The sequence below is a fragment of the Phaeacidiphilus oryzae TH49 genome (genome assembly GCF_000744815.1).
Taxonomy (GTDB): Bacteria; Actinomycetota; Actinomycetes; order Streptomycetales; family Streptomycetaceae; genus Phaeacidiphilus; species Phaeacidiphilus oryzae.
In genome coordinates this window covers 4,412,716-4,429,083 of sequence record NZ_JQMQ01000005.1, presented here as the reverse complement: position 1 = coordinate 4,429,083, position 16,368 = coordinate 4,412,716, and the positions used below count along the sequence as shown (strand labels likewise).

17 protein-coding genes are annotated in these 16,368 nt (G+C 73.5%); 12 read left to right on the top strand and 5 right to left on the bottom strand.

Annotated elements, in window-relative coordinates; translation table 11 throughout:
- Window positions 1–78 precede the first annotated feature (78 nt).
- The 7 genes from BS73_RS23460 (at window position 79) to BS73_RS23430 (ending at window position 5,853) form a co-directional block, all read left to right on the top strand.
- Entirely contained in the window at window positions 79–504 is a 426-nt protein-coding gene (locus tag BS73_RS23460; RefSeq protein ID WP_037575573.1) for a nuclear transport factor 2 family protein, read from the top strand.
- Complete coding sequence (locus BS73_RS23455) at window positions 501–1,349, top strand: NmrA family NAD(P)-binding protein (RefSeq protein ID WP_037575570.1); 849 nt, start codon at window positions 501–503, stop codon at window positions 1,347–1,349. Before BS73_RS23460 ends, BS73_RS23455 begins: the two co-directional genes overlap by 4 nt.
- Before the next feature lie 364 nt (window positions 1,350–1,713).
- Window positions 1,714–2,244: a 2-oxo-4-hydroxy-4-carboxy-5-ureidoimidazoline decarboxylase gene (locus BS73_RS23450; RefSeq protein WP_084704294.1), complete on the top strand. Its 531-nt coding sequence runs from the start codon at window positions 1,714–1,716 to the stop codon at window positions 2,242–2,244.
- A 206-nt stretch (window positions 2,245–2,450) separates the two neighbouring features.
- Entirely contained in the window at window positions 2,451–2,831 is a 381-nt protein-coding gene (gene sdhC, locus BS73_RS23445; RefSeq protein ID WP_037575565.1) for a succinate dehydrogenase, cytochrome b556 subunit, read from the top strand.
- Between the two features lie 6 nt (window positions 2,832–2,837).
- Window positions 2,838–3,311: a succinate dehydrogenase hydrophobic membrane anchor subunit gene (locus BS73_RS23440; RefSeq protein WP_037575562.1), complete on the top strand. Its 474-nt coding sequence runs from the start codon at window positions 2,838–2,840 to the stop codon at window positions 3,309–3,311.
- An 11-nt stretch (window positions 3,312–3,322) separates the two neighbouring features.
- Window positions 3,323–5,077 carry a succinate dehydrogenase flavoprotein subunit gene (gene sdhA, locus BS73_RS23435; RefSeq protein ID WP_037575561.1) on the top strand — a complete coding sequence of 585 codons (1,755 nt, stop codon included), beginning with the start codon at window positions 3,323–3,325 and terminating at the stop codon, window positions 5,075–5,077.
- Window positions 5,077–5,853 carry a succinate dehydrogenase iron-sulfur subunit gene (locus BS73_RS23430; RefSeq protein WP_037575558.1) on the top strand — a complete coding sequence of 259 codons (777 nt, stop codon included), beginning with the start codon at window positions 5,077–5,079 and terminating at the stop codon, window positions 5,851–5,853. The genes sdhA and BS73_RS23430 overlap by 1 nt, the downstream gene beginning before the upstream one ends.
- Window positions 5,854–6,005: 152 nt before the next feature.
- Here the strand turns inward: BS73_RS23430 and BS73_RS23425 are convergent, their stop codons facing one another.
- Entirely contained in the window at window positions 6,006–6,326 is a 321-nt protein-coding gene (locus BS73_RS23425) for an SCO4848 family membrane protein (protein WP_051940345.1), read from the bottom strand.
- Between the two features lie 134 nt (window positions 6,327–6,460).
- On the opposite strand from BS73_RS23425, the gene BS73_RS23420 reads away from it, so the two are divergent.
- On the top strand, window positions 6,461–7,660 hold the full coding sequence (locus BS73_RS23420) for a D-alanyl-D-alanine carboxypeptidase family protein (RefSeq protein WP_063837054.1): 1,200 nt from the start codon (window positions 6,461–6,463) through the stop codon (window positions 7,658–7,660).
- Window positions 7,661–7,669: 9 nt separating this feature from the next.
- Here the strand turns inward: BS73_RS23420 and BS73_RS23415 are convergent, their stop codons facing one another.
- The 3 genes from BS73_RS23415 to BS73_RS23405 form a co-directional block, all read right to left on the bottom strand.
- Window positions 7,670–8,623: a YihY/virulence factor BrkB family protein gene (locus BS73_RS23415; RefSeq protein ID WP_051940343.1), complete on the bottom strand. Its 954-nt coding sequence runs from the start codon at window positions 8,621–8,623 to the stop codon at window positions 7,670–7,672.
- 51 nt (window positions 8,624–8,674) lie between these two features.
- A complete protein-coding gene (locus BS73_RS23410; protein ID WP_037575556.1) occupies window positions 8,675–9,430 on the bottom strand; it encodes a decaprenylphospho-beta-D-erythro-pentofuranosid-2-ulose 2-reductase in 756 nt (251 codons plus the stop codon).
- A 78-nt stretch (window positions 9,431–9,508) separates the two neighbouring features.
- A complete protein-coding gene (locus BS73_RS23405; protein ID WP_037575552.1) occupies window positions 9,509–10,897 on the bottom strand; it encodes an FAD-binding protein in 1,389 nt (462 codons plus the stop codon).
- Between the two features lie 109 nt (window positions 10,898–11,006).
- Here BS73_RS23405 and BS73_RS23400 point away from each other — a divergent pair, with 109 nt between their 5' ends.
- The 4 genes from BS73_RS23400 to BS73_RS23385 are packed head-to-tail and all read left to right on the top strand — an operon-like array spanning window position 11,007 to window position 14,638.
- Window positions 11,007–11,774 carry a phosphatase PAP2 family protein gene (locus tag BS73_RS23400; RefSeq protein ID WP_084704292.1) on the top strand — a complete coding sequence of 256 codons (768 nt, stop codon included), beginning with the start codon at window positions 11,007–11,009 and terminating at the stop codon, window positions 11,772–11,774.
- Complete coding sequence (locus tag BS73_RS23395; protein ID WP_084704291.1) at window positions 11,767–12,777, top strand: decaprenyl-phosphate phosphoribosyltransferase; 1,011 nt, start codon at window positions 11,767–11,769, stop codon at window positions 12,775–12,777. Before BS73_RS23400 ends, BS73_RS23395 begins: the two co-directional genes overlap by 8 nt.
- Window positions 12,774–13,250, top strand: coding sequence for a GtrA family protein (locus tag BS73_RS23390; protein ID WP_051940341.1), 477 nt, complete (start codon window positions 12,774–12,776; stop codon window positions 13,248–13,250). Before BS73_RS23395 ends, BS73_RS23390 begins: the two co-directional genes overlap by 4 nt.
- Complete coding sequence (locus BS73_RS23385; RefSeq protein WP_051940339.1) at window positions 13,247–14,638, top strand: glycosyltransferase 87 family protein; 1,392 nt, start codon at window positions 13,247–13,249, stop codon at window positions 14,636–14,638. Before BS73_RS23390 ends, BS73_RS23385 begins: the two co-directional genes overlap by 4 nt.
- On the opposite strand, the gene BS73_RS23380 is transcribed toward BS73_RS23385, so the two are convergent.
- Window positions 14,605–15,768: a hypothetical protein gene (locus tag BS73_RS23380; protein WP_063837176.1), complete on the bottom strand. Its 1,164-nt coding sequence runs from the start codon at window positions 15,766–15,768 to the stop codon at window positions 14,605–14,607. The two genes, BS73_RS23385 and BS73_RS23380, sit on opposite strands and share 34 nt — an antisense overlap.
- Between the last annotated feature and the right edge of the window lie 600 nt (window positions 15,769–16,368).

Here is a 16,368-nt window from a genome sequence, read left to right as displayed (position 1 = left end):
TTCCATTTGCAAAACGGACCCCTGGTCCATATCGTCGAAGCGGACCCAGAGTCCGGATTCTATGACTGGAGGATACCCATGTCCGCACCGGCCTCCCCGGCGGATCTGTACCGCCACAGCCTGCGACTGCTGCTCGAGAAGGACATCGCTGCGTGGGTCGCCCTGTGGGCCGAGGACGGCCTCATGGAGTTCCCCTTCGCCCCCGACGGCTGGCCCCGGCGCCTGGAGGGCAAGGAGGCCATCGCCGCCTACATGCGCCACTACCCCGACCACATCGACCTGCGCGACTTCCCCGACCTGCGGATCCACCAGACCACCGATCCACAGACCATCGTGGTCGAGATGCGCGGCGTCGGCCGCCTGGTGGAGAGCGACGCTCCCTTCGACATGACCTACATCGCCGTCGTGACCGTACGAGACGGGCACATCACCTCCTACCGCGACTACTGGAACCCCCTCGCCGTCCAGGAACCCGGCACCGACTTCACCGGGAGCAGCCGATGACCACCACCGGCACCACTCTGGTCATCGGCGCCACCGGTACCACCGGAAGCCGCACCGCCGCACAGCTGACGGCCGCAGGCCACCACGTCAAAGCCGCCAGCCGCCGGGCCACCCCGGTCGCCGGCGCCGAGCCGGCCCCCTTCGACTGGTACGACCCCGCCACTCACGCGGCCGCCCTCGATGGCGTCGACCGCGTCTACCTCATACCGCCCCTGGGCGACTCCGACCCCGCGGCGACCATGCTGCAGTTCCTCCATCAGGCCCGCACCGCCGGCGTGCACCGCGCGGTGCTGCTGAGCTCCTCGGCCATCCCCGAGGGCGGCCCGGCGGTGGGAACGGTGCACCAGGCCCTGCCCGATCTCTTCGAACAGTGGGCCGTACTGCGGCCCTCGTGGTTCATGCAGAACTTCACCGGCACGCACGCGCACGCTCGCAGTATCCGGGACGAGGGCATCATCTGGACCGCCACCGCGAGCGGTCGGGTCGGCTTCGTCGACGCCGAGGACATCGCGGCCGTCGCCGTGCGCGCTCTGACCGACGAGCAAGCCCTCAACACCGATCTCGTCCTTACCGGACCCGAGGCACTCAGCCACGACGACATCGCCGCGGTCATCACCGAGGTCACCGGTCGGCCCGTGGTCCACCGCCGTCTGTCCTACGAGCAGATGCGCGACCGCCTCACGACGCAGGTGCCGGTGGAGTTCGCCGCGATGCTGGCCGGCATGGACCGTGCCATCGCCGAAGGGGCGGAGGACCGCATCACCGACACCGTCCAGCGCCTCACCGGTCGGCCCCCGCGCACCTTCCGAGCCCTCCTTGAGAGGGAGATGCGATCCAGCGGATGATGTTCCAGGGCGATCAGCGGTTCCGTTGCGGCATGCGCCCCCCCGAGGGCTTGTACCTCCTGGCCCCGGACTTGAACAAGCTCAGGTGGGACAGCGACAGCCTAAGGAGGGACGGGACACGACCGCCCTCTCGACGGGATCCCACCGCCGGGTGAATTCTGGAAACGGCCGGGTGTACTCCCGGTACCGGCAATACCGTTGCCCCCGGCGGCCGTCCGGCCGCCGCGCGCGGTTCGTGCGCCCTTCGCGCGATCCCGTGCACCGCCCACGCCCCGCTAGCCTCACCCCGGCACGACCGCCGCCCGACCTCCGCACGACCTACGACCCCGCCGATCCCGCACCGCCGTGAGCCGAGGAGGACCCGCTGACCAGCGACCGCGCCGTCTACCCGGCCGGGCTGCGACGGCTGAACGACGCCAGCCCGGGTGCCGCCGAGGAGGCGCTCCTCGCCTGCTGCGGCAGCCGCCGATGGGCGATCCGGCTCACCCTCCACCGCCCCTATCCGGACGTGCCGTCCCTGCTGGCCGCCGCGAGCGAGGCCTCCTACGACCTGACGGCGGCCGACCTCTCAGAGGCGCTGGCCGACGAGAGCGTCGCGCCCGAGCCGCTGCTCGGCATGCGGGCGCCCGGGCCGGAGGCGGCGCATACCGCGCTGCGCGCGGCGCACGCCGCGTACGAGGCGCGGTTCGGCCACGTGTTCGTGGTGAGCCTGGACGGCTGCCCGCCGGAGGACGTCCTCGACCACGTGCTGAGCAGCGTGCGGGCACGCCTGGAGAACGACCCGGAGGAGGAGCGGGTGGTGACGGCTGAGCAGCTGCGGCGGATGGCGCTGTCCCGGCTGGCGCATCTGGTCGCCACACCGCACCCGCCGGACCGGCTGGTCGAGGTCAACTGACCCGCCCGCGCCCCCTCCCGCGCCGCTCCGGACGCCCGCCCCGCCGCCATCAGAGGGCGGGCCCGGCGCGTGGAGACCCCCCACCGGGGTGCCGAAGATCTACGCCGATACGATGTCGGGGGCCGGTGGACCGTACCCGGCCGGGCCGGCACCCGCCATCGACGACGAGGCCGGTCCCAGTCCCCGTCTCCGGAGGGTTGAGTTCCGTGCCGGCTGGAACGCTGTACCGCGGCCGGGAAGGCATGTGGTCGTGGGTGGCTCATCGAGTCACCGGTGTCCTCATCTTCTTCTTCCTGTTCGCACACGTCCTCGACACCGCCCTGGTGCGCGTGTCCCCGCATGCCTACGACAGCGTGATCGCCACCTACAAGACGCCGCTGGTCAACGTGATGGAGTACGGCCTGACCGCGGCGATCCTCTTCCACGCGCTCAACGGCCTCCGAGTGATCGCTGTCGACTTCTGGTCCAAGGGGCCGCGCTACCAGAAGCAGATGCTCTGGACCGCGGTCACGCTGTGGGTGCTGCTGATGGCGGGCGCTTTCTACCCGATCCTGCAGCACACGATCCGCACCATCTTCGGGAGCTGATGCGCGATGGCCACCACCACCGAATCCCCGGCGGCCGGCGCCGGCGCCACCGCCGAACCGGTCTCCCCCGAAGCCTTCGTCATCGAGCCGCCGCGCAAGCGGACCCGGAAGACCCCGCGCTCCACGCGCGGCAACTTCGAGATGATGGCCTGGCTGTTCATGCGGCTGTCCGGCATCGTCCTGGTCGTCCTCGTGCTCGGCCACCTCCTCATCCAGCTGGTGCTGGACGGCGGCGTCTCCAAGGTCTCCTTCGCCTTCGTGGTCGGCCGCTGGGCCAACCCGTTCTGGCAGATCTGGGACCTGCTGATGCTGTGGCTGGCGATGCTCCACGGCGCCAACGGTCTGCGCACGGTCATCAACGACTACGCGGAGCGCCCGGCCACCCGGAACTGGCTGAAGGGAATCCTGCTCGCGGCGACGGTCTTCACCGTCCTCCTGGGCACCCTGGTCATCTTCACCTTCGACCCGAACATCAGCTGAGGCGCAGGCACATGCAGGTACACAAGTACGACACCGTCATCGTCGGCGCCGGCGGCGCGGGGATGCGCGCCGCGGTCGAGTCGACCAAGCGCAGCCGCACCGCGGTGCTGACCAAGCTCTACCCCACCCGGTCCCACACCGGCGCGGCGCAGGGCGGCATGGCCGCCGCCCTGGCCAACGTCGAGGAGGACAACTGGGAGTGGCACACCTTCGACACCGTCAAGGGCGGTGACTACCTGGTCGACCAGGACGCGGCGGAGATCCTCACCAAGGAGGCCATCGACGCGGTCCTGGACCTGGAGAAGATGGGCCTGCCGTTCAACCGGACCCCGGAGGGGCGGATCGACCAGCGCCGCTTCGGCGGCCACACCCGCAACCACGGCGAGGCCGCCGTCCGCCGCTCCTGCTACGCGGCCGACCGCACCGGCCACATGATCCTCCAGACGCTGTACCAGAACTGCGTCAAGGAGGGCGTGGAGTTCTTCAACGAGTTCTACGTCCTGGACCTGCTGCTGACCGAGGTGGACGGGCAGAAGCGGGCCGCCGGCGTGGTCGCGTACGAGCTGGCCACCGGCGAGATCCACATCTTCCAGGCCAAGGCGATCATCTTCGCCTCCGGCGGCAACGGGAAGTTCTTCAAGGTCACCTCCAACGCCCACACCCTCACCGGTGACGGGCAGGCGGCGGCCTGGCGGCGCGGGCTGCCGCTGGAGGACATGGAGTTCTTCCAGTTCCACCCGACCGGCATCTGGCGGATGGGCATCCTCCTCACCGAGGGCGCCCGCGGCGAGGGCGGCATCCTCCGCAACAAGGACGGCGAGCGCTTCATGGAGCGCTACGCCCCCACCATCAAGGACCTCGCCCCCCGCGACATGGTCTCCCGCGCGATCTACACCGAGATCCGCGAGGGCCGCGGCTGCGGTCCGGACGGCGACCACGTCTACCTGGACCTCACCCACCTGCCGCCGGAGCAGCTGGACGCCAAGCTGCCGGACATCACCGAGTTCGCGCGGACCTACCTCGGCATCGAGCCCTACACGGACCCGATCCCGATCCAGCCGACCGCGCACTACGCCATGGGCGGCATCCCGACCAACAACGACGCCGAGGTGCTGCTCGACAACACCACGGTGATCCCCGGCCTGTACGCGGCCGGCGAGGTCGCCTGCGTCTCCGTGCACGGCGCCAACCGGCTGGGCACCAACTCGCTGCTGGACATCAACGTCTTCGGCCGCCGCGCGGGCATCAACGCCGCCGCGTACGCCGCCGAGCACGACCACGTCGAACTGCCGGAGAACCCGGCCCAGTTCGTCGAGGAGCTGCTGGAGAACCTGCGCAGCGGCACCGGCTCCGAGCGGGTCACGGACATCCGCACCGCGCTGCAGGAGACCATGGACAAGAACGCCATGGTCTACCGCACCGAGGCCACCCTCAAGGAGGCCGTCGCGGAGATCCAGTCGCTCAAGGAGCGGTACAAGAACGCCTCCGTGATGGACAAGGGCAAGCGGTACAACACCGACCTGCTGGAGGCCGTCGAGCTGGGCAACCTGCTGGAGCTGGCCGAGGTCACCGCGGTCTCCGCGCTGGCCCGCCAGGAGTCCCGCGGCGGCCACTTCCGCGAGGACTACCCGACCCGCGACGACGTCAACTTCATGCGCCACACCATGGCCTACCGGGAGGTCGGCGAGGACGGCCAGACGTCCATCCGCCTCGACTACAAGCCGGTCGTCCAGACCCGCTACCAGCCGATGGAGCGTAAGTACTGATGAGCACCCCCACGATTGACGCTCCGCACTCCGCCGCGCTGGACGCCGCCGAGTCGGGCGCCGTCCAGCAGATCACCATCACCCTGCGGATCCGCCGGTTCAACCCGGAGGAGCACCCGGAGCCGGTGTGGGTGGACTACCAGCTGACAGCCGACCCCAAGGAGCGCGTGCTGGACGCCCTCCACCGGGTGAAGTGGGAGCAGGACGGCACCCTGACCTTCCGCCGCTCCTGCGCCCACGGCGTCTGCGGCTCGGACGCGATGCGGATCAACGGCAAGAACCGCCTCGCCTGCAAGACCCTGATCAAGGACGTCAACCCGGCCAAGCCGATCACCGTCGAGCCGATCAAGGGCCTCGCGGTGCTGAAGGACCTGGTCGTGGACATGGAGCCGTTCTTCCAGGCGTACCGGGACGTCAAGCCGTTCCTGATCACCACCGGGAACGAGCCGACCCGCGAGCGGCTGCAGTCCAACGAGGACGTGCAGAAGTTCGAGGACACCACCAAGTGCATCCTCTGCGCGGCCTGCACCACGTCCTGCCCGGTGTTCTGGAACGACGGGCAGTACTTCGGCCCGGCGGCGATCGTGAACGCCCACCGCTTCATCTTCGACTCGCGTGACGAGGGCGGCGAGGAGCGCCTCGAGATCCTCAACGACCGCGAGGGCGTGTGGCGCTGCCGCACCACCTTCAACTGCACGGACGCCTGCCCGCGCGGCATCGAGGTCACCAAGGCGATCCAGGAGGTGAAGAGGGCGCTGGTCACCCGCCGGTACTAGCCCTTCGGCGCCTCACGGGCGGCCCCGGACCCCCGATGCGGGGGCTCCGGGGCCGTCGCCGTCCGCGACGCGAGTGGCGCCCCTGATCCGCGGCCGAAGGGCCGGGCGGAGCAGGGGCGCGGGGGACTGCGCGGCCGGCCCGCTACGGCGGGTCAGTCGGCGATGTCGGCCTTCTCGCGCCCTGCGGGCTCCGCGGGCTCCGCCGACTTCGCCGCCTCCGCCTCCGCCGCCGCGCGGCGGTTCGCCAGGACGCCGCGGACACCGATCACGCCGATGGCGACGCCCAGGACGAAGGACGCCGCCGCCAGCGCCGCGTGGACCCAGAAGTACGCCGTGGGCCGGGAGTGGTCGTGGGCGACGAAGGCCAGCCCCTCGCCGTCGGCCCAGAGATTCTTGAAGAAGGTCACCCAGATCCAGACCGACCACACGCCGAATGCGGTGAGGAACCAGGAGATCGGGCGGGTGAGTCTCATTGCGGGGGTCCTTCCTGAGCGGGGCGGGCTTCGTCCAGTATGAGTCGGTAAGGGCGATCGCCCGATCGGGGGGTATACGGATGAGGGCGTGTGAACAGGCCGGGAGCGGCGGGCCGATCCGGTACCTTCAGCGCGTGCGTGTGAAAAATCATCTGATCGCCGCCACGGTCGCGGCCGGCTGCTCGATGGTGCTCGGCCTCGCCCCCGCGGCGGGCGCGGCGGCCGCCACCCCCAAGGCCCGCGCCACCCCGAGGCCCCCCGCGCAGATGTCCGCCGTCGGCGGCGCCCGGCTCGGACGGCCGGGCGTGCAGCTCGGCGACGACGCCCCCACGCTGCCGAACGGAATCAGCTCGCTCTCCTGGATGGTCTCCGACCCGGACACCGGCCAGGTGCTCGCGGCGGACAACGTCCACTGGAGGCTGCCGCCGGCCAGCACCCTCAAGACCCTCTTCGCGGACACCGTCCTGCCCCGGTTCCCCGCCACCGCCACCCACAAGGTCACCAACCAGGACCTGGCCGGGATGGGCGAGGGCAGCAGCCTGGTCGGGGTGCTGCCCGGGCACACCTACAAGGTCTCCGACCTGTGGCTCGGGGTCTTCCTCCGCTCCGGCAACGACGCCGTCCACACGCTGGCGTCGATGAACGGCGGGGTCGCCAGGACCGTCGCCGACATGCAGGCGGAGGCGAAGAAGCTGGGCGCTGACGACACCCACGTGGTGACCCCGGACGGCTATGACGAGCCCGGCCAGGTCTCCTCGGCGTACGACCTCTCGCTCTTCGCCCGGCAGGGGCTGCGGAACGCGGACTTCGCCCGGTACTGCTCGACAGCGCGGGCCGAGTTCCCCGGCGGTCCGAACACCAAGAACAAGCCCTTCGAGATCGACAACACCAACCGGCTGCTGTCGGGGGTGTACGGGGTGCGGCCGTACCCGGGGGTGGTCGGCGTCAAGAACGGCTACACCACCAACGCGGGCAACACCCTGATCGTGGCCGCCAGGCGGAACGGGCACACCGTCATGGCGACCCTGATGCATCCGGAGAACCCGCGGTCCGACGAGGTCTACGCCGAGGCCCGGGCGCTGCTGGACTGGGGTTTCCAGGCGGACGGCAAGGCGGAGCCGGTGGGCTCGCTGGACGCCGCGGCGACCCCCGGCTCGCAGGTCTCCCATCCGACGAGCGCGGACGCCGCGCAGACCGCGGCGAAGGTCTCCGGCACCGGCGGGGTGGGGGCGCTGGGCTGGGCCGGGATCATCGCCGCGGCGGTCGTCCTGGTGGCCGGCGCCAGCGCGTTCGCGCTGCGCCACGGCCGGCCGTCCGGGCGGCGCCGGTTCTGAGCGCCGCGGTCAGCGCGGCTGCCGCTCCTCGCGGTCCTTCTCCTCGATCTCCTCGATGGTCTCCCGGGCCCGTGCGCAGGCCCGGGCCTTGGCCGCGCCGGGCTCGGCCGTCGCCGTCCAGGCCACGCAGTAGAAGAACCAGCGGAAGACGAAGTTGATCCACAGCAGCAGGGCGATCGGGGCGCCGAACGCGCCGTACATGCTCTTCGCCGCCACCCGGCTGAGGTAGGAGGAGATGAGCAGCTTCAGCAGCTCGAACCCCACCGACGCCAGCAGTGCTCCCCACACCAGCAGCCGGCGCCGGCCGTTGGAGCGGAACTCGTCGGCCAGCCGGGGCAGTCCGGCCAGCAGGTAGGCGAAGAGCAGCATGTCGGCCAGCACCGCGACGACGAAGCCGGCCGCCTTGAGGAAGCCCTGGCCGGCGCCGGTGCCGCTGAGTCCGAGCTCCTGGGTCACCCAGCCGGCGGCGGCACTGCCGACCGAAGAGGCCGCTATCGAGACCGCGGCCACCACGCCGAGACCGACCAGCACCCCGACGTCGAGGGCCTTGCGGAGGATCGGGTTCCCGGTGTCCTCGGGCAGCGACCAGATCGCGCGGATCGACTCCCGCAGGTTCCCGACCACGCCGAGCCCGGAGAAGAGCAGGGCGAAGGCGCTGATCACACCGACCGTGCCGGCGTTCCGGACCAGCGCGCTCAGGTCGATCGAGTCGGCGATCCCGGGCAGCTGCCGGCTCACCTGGTGCTGGAGGGTGCTGACCTGGTCCTGGGAGAGGAAGGCGGCGGCGACCGCGGCCGCGAGGGTGAGCATCGGGAACATCGCCAGGAAACCGAAGAAGGTGACCGCCCCGGCGAGTCGATTGGCGCTCGACTCGTTGAAATGATCGAACGCCCGGTAGGCATGCGTCCTCATCAGGCGGGCCACGAGCGGGCCCACCACCGGCAGTCCTGTGAGCCAGTCCATGATCTGCGCGTACCCGCTTCCTCCCGGCGACACGCCGGGCTCGTCCGGACCTCACACGGGCAGGCGCCGGAACACCGCCCTCGGGAGGTGCCGCAGGCCCGACATGACGAATCGCATCGCACCCGGGACCCACACCGTCTCGGCTCCCCGGCGCAGTCCGGCGAGGATCGCCTCGGCGACCGCGTCCGGGGTAGTGGCCAGCGGGGCCTCCGGCAGGCCCGCGGTCATCCGGCTGCGGACGAAGCCGGGGCGCACCACCAGCACATGGGCCCCCGTCCCGCGCAGCGAGTCGCCGAGGCCCTGGGCGAAGGCGTCGAGTCCGGCCTTGGTGGAGCCGTAGATGAAGTTGGAGCGGCGGGCCCGCTCGCCGGCCACCGAGGAGAGGACGACCAGGGAGCCGTGCCCCTGGCGGCGCAGGGCCTGGCCGCAGATCACCCCGGCGGAGACCGCGCCCAGGTAGTTCACCCGGGCCACGTCGACCGCGGCGGCCGCGTCCTCCTCGTCCCTGGCCTGGTCGCCGAGGACGCCGAAGGCGAGGAGCACCAGGTCGACGTCGCCCTCGGCGAAGACCTTGCCGAGGACCTCCTCGTGGCCGGCCGGGTCGCCGGCGTCGAACGGAACGGTCGTCACCTCGGCGCCGAGGCCACGGAGTTCGGCCGTGGCCGCGTCCAGGCGCTCGGACGGACGGCCGGCCAGCCAGATCCGGCGGGTGCGGCCGCCGGCCAGGCGGCGGGCGGTGGCCATCGCGATCTCCGAGGAGCCGCCGAGGACCAGCAGGGACTGGGGGTCGCCCAGGGCGTTCATCATGCGGCGTCAACTCCCGTGGGTTGGTGGGTGCGGCGGGGTGCCCTCCAGCCCCGTGGGCTCTGAGGGGCGCGGAGCGGCTCAGAGGTCGAGGCGGCGGGCCAGGTCGGAGGTGAAGACCCCCTCCGGGTCGATGCGGGCGCGCAGCGACCGGAAGTCGTCCAGCCTCGGGTACATGGCGGGCAGCAGTTCCGGGCGCAGCCGGGAGTCCTTGGCCAGGTAGATCCGGCCGCCGGCGGAGACCACCTCCTGGTCCAGCTCGTCGAGCAGCCCGCCGAGCCCGGGCAGGCCCGCCGGGACGTCCAGGGCCAGCGTCCAACCGGGCGCCGGAAAGGACAACCAGCCGGAGTCGCCCTCGCCGAACCGCTTGAGGACGGCGAGGAAGGCGGGGCAGCCGTGCCGGCTGATCCGCTCGACGATCCGGCGCAGCGCCGCCTCCTGGTCGAAGCCGACCACGAACTGGTACTGCACGAAACCGGCCCGGCCGTAGATCCGGTTCCACTCCGGCAGACCGTCCAGCGGGTGGAAGAAGGCGGGGATCCTCTGCAGCTGCCCGCGCCGCTCCCGGGGCGCCCTGCGGTACCAGAGCTCGTTGAAGAGGCCGACGGTGGAGGGGCGGAGGAGCCCGCCGGGGATGCCGCGCGGGGCCGGTGGGAGGGTGCCGGGGCGGAAGGCCAGCGGGTCGGCGGCGCGCCGTCCGGCCGGCAGCTGGTCGGGCGTGGCATGGTCGCCTCGGGTGAGCACCGAGCGGCCCGTACGGGCGCCGCGGGCGAGGAGGTCGATCCAGGCCACCGAGTAGCGGTAGCGGTGATCGGTGGCGGCCAGCCGCTCCATCAGATCGTCCAGGTCGCGGGCGCGTTCGGTGTCCACGCTCATCAGGGAGGTCTGGACGGGATGCAGGCGGATCTCAGCGGAGAGGACGACCCCGGTCAAGCCCATGCCGCCGGCCGTCGCCCGGAAGAGGGCGGCGTCCTCGGGCGTCGGGCCGTCCGGGGCGACGGTGCGGACCGAGCCGTCGGCGGTGAGCAGGTCGAGCCGGGTGACGTGCCGGGTGAAGGAGCCGGAGACATGGTGGTTCTTGCCGTGGATGTCGGCGCCGATGGCGCCGCCGAGGGTGACGTACCTGGTCCCCGGGGTGACCGGGACGAACCAGCCGAGCGGGAGCAGCGACTCCATCAGCTTGTGGAGGCTGACGCCGGCCTCGCAGGTGACCGTCCCGGCGGCGGCGTCCAGGGCGAGGACCCGGGTCATCCCGGTCATGTCGAGCACCAGCCCGCCGGCGTTCTGCGCGGCGTCGCCGTAGGCGCGGCCGAGGCCGCGGGCGACCAGTCCGCGGCCGGACCCGGCGCGCGCCGCCGCCACCGCGGCCACCGCGTCCGCCGCGGTGGCGGCCTTACGGAGGGTGGCCGCGGAGGGGGCGGTGCGCCCCCAGCCGGAGAGCAGCGTTCGGGTACCCAGCGTCTCTGCCATGGCACCGAACGTAGTGCCTCGATGATCAGCCACTGGGCACGCTGCGTGACTTCTCACCGGATCGGGTGGTTGGGCAGGGAGCCGTTCCCCCGACCCCGGAGTCTCGCCGATGCCTGAGAGCCTGCCCGACACCCTGACCGACGCGGCCACCAGCGCGAACGTCCCGGGGCTGCTTTTGCCGCGGACGGCGCCCCGGGGTGCCGCGGATCACGCTGGGAAAGCGGAGGACGCCTACAGCGCCGATAGGGGCGTCGACGGCAGCGTGGGCAGCGACGGCAGCGGTGGCGTACAGAGCCGGCAAGCCGGCCGGGACGTGCGCTGGCTGACCGCCGTGCGCGACCGCACCGACGGCTCCCCCGCCGCCACTGCCGCCGCCCGCGCGCTGTCACTGGCCGGGGAGCACGCCGCGCTGTGGCTGGCGCTGAGCGCCGCCGGCGCCGCCGCCTCGCCGGGAAGCCGGCGCGGCTGGCTGCGCGGGGCCGCGGTGATCGGCGCGGCCCATCTGGCCGGGATGGGCGTCAAGCGCGCGGTCCGCCGTCCGCGCCCCCGACTGCCTGGACGGGAGGCGCTGGTCCGCACCTCCGGACGGCACTCCTTCCCGAGCTCGCACGCCGCCTCGGCGACCGCCGCGGCGGTGGTCCTCCCGGCGCTGCTGCCGTCCGGCGGGGCCGCACGCTGCGGCGCCCTCGCGCTCGGCGCGGCCGCCGGGGCGATGTGCCTGTCCCGGCTGGCCGTCGGCGTCCACTACCCCTCGGACGTCGCCGCCGGCGCCGCGCTGGGCGCGGCCCTCGCCGCCGCCGGCCGCGGCTGGATCCTCGACACCGTTCCCGCTTCAGCTCCCGCTTCCGCCAACGCACCGGAGACCGACCATGGTTGAGCACGCGTCAGCCGCCACCCTCGAGGACGACCGGCCGCCGGGCGCGCAGGGCGGCGCCAGCCCGCTGCCGCACGGCGCCACCCTCCTCGGCGACCCGCTGGCACTGGCCGGCGGACTGGTGCGCACCGCCCGGCCCCGGCAGTGGGTGAAGAACCTGCTGGTCGTGGCCGCCCCGGCAGCGGCCGGGCAGCTCTTCTCGGTCACCGTGGGGCTGCGGCTGGCGCTAATCTTCGTCCTCTTCACGGCGGCCGCCTCGGCCGTCTACCTGATCAACGACGCCAAGGACGTCCACGCCGACCGGGCGCATCCGGAGAAGCGGCACCGCCCGGTGGCCTCCGGCCAGGTCCCGGTCACCGTCGCGTACGGGGCCGGAGCGGCGCTGGCGCTGGCCGCGCTGACCGCCGCCACCGCCGCCTGCAATCCGGCGACGGCACTGGTCGTGGGCGTCTATCTGGCGATGCAGTTCCTCTACTGCACCTCGCTCAAGCACATCCTGGTGGTGGACCTGGTGGTGGTCGCCTCCGGCTTCCTGCTGCGGGCGATGGTCGGCGGTCTCGCGACGGAGATCCCGCTGTCCCGCTGGTTCCTCATCACCACCGGTTTCGGCGCCCTCTTCATGGTGGCCGCCAAGCGGTACTCGGAGCGGATGCTGATGGACGGTCAGGGCGGCCGCAGCCGGGCGCTGCTGGCCCAGTACAGCGACGGCTATCTGCGCTTCGTCTGGCAGCTGGCCGCCGGAGTGGCGGTGCTCAGCTACTGCCTGTGGGCGCTGGGGGCGACCGGCTCGATCGACTCGGCGCCGGTGCCCGTGCCGGCCGGCGAGTCGCTGCCGTGGCGGCAGCTCTCCATCGTGCCCTTCGTGCTGGCGGTGCTGCGCTACGCGGTCTTCGCCGACCGCGGCTCCGCGGGCTCCCCGGAGGACGTGGTGCTCGGCGACCGGCCGCTGATGGTGATCGGGGCGGCCTGGACGGTGCTGTACGGGCTGGCGGTGGTGGGGCTGTGAGCGCGGTCGGCGAGGAGCGGGTCGAGCGGGTGCGCCGGCTGGGCCTCGAACTGGCCGGCTTCCTGCTGGCCGGCGGCGCCGCGTACGCCACCGACCTGGGGCTGTTCGCCTGGCTGCGGACCGGCGGCGGGGCCGCCCTCGGCGGCGGCCTCCTCACGCTCGGGCCGCTGACCGCCAAGGCGGTCTCCTCGGTGGCCGCCTGCGCGGTCGCCTACACGGGGATGCGCCTCGGCCCGTACCGGCGGCGGGAGTCCGGGCGGGGCGCGCGCGGCCTGCTGCTCTTCTGCGCGGTGCAGGCGGCTGCGGCCCTGGTGCAGCTCGGCTGCCTGGGCGTCAGCCACTACCTGCTGGGGCTGACCAGTCCGCGGGCGGACGTCCTGGCCGGGAACGTGATCGGGATGGCGCTGGCCACCCTGCTGCGCTTCTGGGGCACCCGCTCGGTGGTCTTCCGGCGGGCGGAGGCAGGCGGATGAGCCCGCGGAGCGCCCCGGCCGCCGTCGGCCCGGCCCTGCCCACCGCCCCGTCGGAGCTCCGGCCGCCGCCCGCCGGCCCCGGGCCGGCGGTCCGGCGGTGGCGCCGGCCGACCCCGGCCGCGGCGGCGCTGCTGGCCGCCTCGCTGGCCGCCTGGCTGTGGACCCTCCACGCCTGGGGGTACGCCGAGGGCCGGCTGATCGACCTCCACGTCTACTACGCGGCCGGGCATGCCGCCCCGTCCCTCCTCTACCGAGGCGGGTTCGGGCCCGCCCATCTGCCGTACATCTATCCCCCGGCGGTGGCACGGCTCTTCGGCGCGGTGCCCGGGTTCGGGGCGGCCCGGGCGCTGGTGCTGGGCGGCTCGGTGGCCGTGCTGGTCGGGGTCTGCCGGTGGTCGCTGCGGCTGGCCCCGGAGACCCCGCGTGCGCTGCGGCTGCCGCTGACGCTGGCCCTGTCCGGGGTGGCGCTGTGGCTGGAGCCGGTGCAGGCCACCCTGATGTTCGGCCAGGTCAACCTGCTGCTGCTGGGGCTGGTGGTGTTCGACGCGGCGCTGCCCGACCGCTGCCGCTGGAAGGGCCTGGCCACCGGGATCGCCGCCGGGGTCAAGCTCACCCCGGCGCTCTTCGCCGTCTTCTACGCGGCCTCGGGGCGGCGCCGGACGGCCGCCAGGGCCTTCGCCGGCTTCGCCGGGACGGCCCTCCTCGGCCTGGTGCTGATGCCGGGGGCCTCGGTCCGGTACTGGCTGGACGTGCTGCCGTCCACCAGCACCCTGATCGACCACCGGATCGGCCTCGCCATGGTGGACGACCAGTCGATGACCGCGATGGTGCTGCGGCTGCTGGACGGGACCCCGTTCGCCCACCGGCTGGGGACGGTGCTGTCGATCCTCGCGGCCGCGCTGGGCGTCGCGGTCGGCGTGGCCGCGCACCGCCGGGGGCAGCGGCTGGCCGCGGTGCTGGCGGTGGGCACGGCGAGCACGCTGGCCTCGCCGATCGCCTGGTCGCACCACTGGGTGTGGACGGTACCGGGGCTGGTGCTGGTGGTCGCCTCCGCGCCGGGGGCGGCGCGCGCACTGCTGGCGCGGGCGCGGGTCGCCCGCCCCTCCGTGCACCGGTTCGCGCCGCCCGCGATCGGGCTCGTCCTCACCGCCGGGTATCTCCTGGCGTACGCCGCCTGGCCCCTGCGGAGCCGGCGGTTCTTCCAGGGCCGGCCCTGGCCGGCCGGCCTCACCTGGCGGCTTCCGCACAACCATCACGCCGAGTACGCCTGGCACGGCTTCCAGCTGCTGCTCGGCAACCTCTACCCGGCCTCCGCCGTCCTGCTGCTGCTGGGCCTGCCGGCCGGCTTCGCCTGCTACGGCGCGTGGACCCAGACCAGGAGGAGGTAGCCGCCGAGGAAGGCGGAGAGCACGGCGGCGGAGGAGAGGACGATGGCGCGGACCGCGCCGCTGCGGAGCCGGGCGACGGCCACCGCGATCGGGAGCAGCAGCGGGAAGGCCGGCAGCAGGAAGCGGGCCCGGCTGACGAAGTACTCGGAGTCCCCGAGCGAGATGACCAGCAGCGCCAGGCTGTAGACCGGCAGCGGCAGCGGCTGCAGGGTCACCGCGCTGATCAGCAGCAGCGCGACGCCGCCGATCAGCACCGCCGCCACCAGCAGCACGGCGGTGGGGTGGCCGTCGCCGTTGGCGAAGACGCCGGCGATCTGGCGCCAGGTGGAGGCGCCGTAGTCGAAGGTCGAGTGCCAGGCGCGCTGGACGACGAAGTAGCCGTCCGGGCGGCCGATTCTGCGGCCTACCCAGACGATGTAGCCCAGCCAGCCGAGCGGCGCGAGGACCGCGCCGAGCGCCGGCCGCCACCAGCCGCGCCCGGCGGCCGGCACGCCGGGGACGAGACCCGCCCAGCGGCCGGCGGGTCGGCGTCCCGTCCATCCCCGCCAGAGCAGCAGCCCCAGCGCGGCCAGCGCCCCCGCCACCACACCGGCCGCGGCGGAGCCGCCGCTGGGCCGGCTCAGCCCGGCCAGCGAGGCGAGCACCCCCGCCCACAGCCAGCGGCCGGTGAGCACCGCGTACAGCGCCCAGGCGGCACAGGCCGTCATCACCGACTCGCTGTACGCCATGTTCTCGACGATCGCGACCGGCCAGCAGCCCCAGAGCACCGCGGCCAGCACGGCCGCCCGGCCGCCGTGGAGGCGGGCCGCCACGTGGTGGATCCCCCAGGCGGCGAGGAGCGCACAGACCTCGGTGACCAGCAGCGCCGACTGGACGAGGGTCAGCGGAGAGACCTCGTGGACCGCCCGCAGCAGTGCCGGGTACAGCGGGAAGAAGGCGAGGTCAGAGGGGACGACGTGGCCGGTGTGGCGGTGGACGACCAGCGCGTGGTCGTAGCCGCGCTCGGCCACCCGCAGGTACCAGCCGGTGTCCCAGTCGGTCAGCCGGTGGTAGGCGGTCGTCCCGCGCCGACGGGCCCACAGCCACAGCACCACCAGCCCGAACAGCCGCACCCCGGCGTACCCGGCCATCGCCGGCCAGGCTGCCCGGGCGGAACCGACGACGCCCCGCACGGCGCGGGCCACCACCCCGCCGGCCACCCACCCGCCTGGCGCGCGCGGCTTGGCGCCGCCGGCGGCAGGGGCATTGGTGGTGGGGGGCGACTCGGGGCCCGCGGGAGGCTCGGCGGCCGCAGGGGCCCCGGCGGCAGGGGGCTCGGCGGCCGCAGCGGCCGCTGGGGCATCGGCCGCAGCAGGCGGCTCGGCGCCCGTGGGGGCCCCGGCGGCAGGAGGCTCGGCGACCGCAGGGGCCACGGGGCCTCGGCCGCAGCAGGCGGCTCGGCGCCCGCGGGGGCCCCGGCGGCAGGGGCCCGGCGACCGCAGGGGCCGCTGGGGGCTCGGCGACCGCACGGGCGGCGGGGCCTCGGCGGCCCCGGTCGGCTCGGGGCGCGCCGGCGGCGCGGGCGAGAGGTGCGGCACGGGCGAGCCAGGCGGCACGGGCGAGCCGGGTGGCAGGGACGGCAAGGGCGCCCCCGGCGCCCCCGGCGGCACCCCGCCGGAACGCCGGGTCCGCCGGCCGCCCCGCTCGTCGTCCTCGGTGTCCTCGCTGGCCCACTCCACGAGGGGAACTCT

What these genes read in the sequence shown, in the direction of transcription:
- BS73_RS23460 (WP_037575573.1), top strand. Translation starts at nt 79, where the DNA reads ATGTCCGCACCGGCCTCCCCGGCGGATCTGTACCGCCACAGCCTGCGA.
- BS73_RS23455 (WP_037575570.1), top strand. Translation starts at nt 501, where the DNA reads ATGACCACCACCGGCACCACTCTGGTCATCGGCGCCACCGGTACCACC.
- BS73_RS23440 (WP_037575562.1), top strand. Translation starts at nt 2,838, where the DNA reads ATGGCCACCACCACCGAATCCCCGGCGGCCGGCGCCGGCGCCACCGCC.
- sdhA (WP_037575561.1), top strand. Translation starts at nt 3,323, where the DNA reads ATGCAGGTACACAAGTACGACACCGTCATCGTCGGCGCCGGCGGCGCG.
- BS73_RS23430 (WP_037575558.1), top strand. Translation starts at nt 5,077, where the DNA reads ATGAGCACCCCCACGATTGACGCTCCGCACTCCGCCGCGCTGGACGCC.
- BS73_RS23425 (WP_051940345.1), bottom strand. Translation starts at nt 6,326, where the DNA reads ATGAGACTCACCCGCCCGATCTCCTGGTTCCTCACCGCATTCGGCGTG.
- BS73_RS23415 (WP_051940343.1), bottom strand. Translation starts at nt 8,623, where the DNA reads ATGGACTGGCTCACAGGACTGCCGGTGGTGGGCCCGCTCGTGGCCCGC.
- BS73_RS23410 (WP_037575556.1), bottom strand. Translation starts at nt 9,430, where the DNA reads ATGATGAACGCCCTGGGCGACCCCCAGTCCCTGCTGGTCCTCGGCGGC.
- BS73_RS23405 (WP_037575552.1), bottom strand. Translation starts at nt 10,897, where the DNA reads ATGGCAGAGACGCTGGGTACCCGAACGCTGCTCTCCGGCTGGGGGCGC.
- BS73_RS23400 (WP_084704292.1), top strand. Translation starts at nt 11,007, where the DNA reads ATGCCTGAGAGCCTGCCCGACACCCTGACCGACGCGGCCACCAGCGCG.
- BS73_RS23395 (WP_084704291.1), top strand. Translation starts at nt 11,767, where the DNA reads ATGGTTGAGCACGCGTCAGCCGCCACCCTCGAGGACGACCGGCCGCCG.
- BS73_RS23385 (WP_051940339.1), top strand. Translation starts at nt 13,247, where the DNA reads ATGAGCCCGCGGAGCGCCCCGGCCGCCGTCGGCCCGGCCCTGCCCACC.
- BS73_RS23380 (WP_063837176.1), bottom strand. Translation starts at nt 15,768, where the DNA reads ATGGCCGGGTACGCCGGGGTGCGGCTGTTCGGGCTGGTGGTGCTGTGG.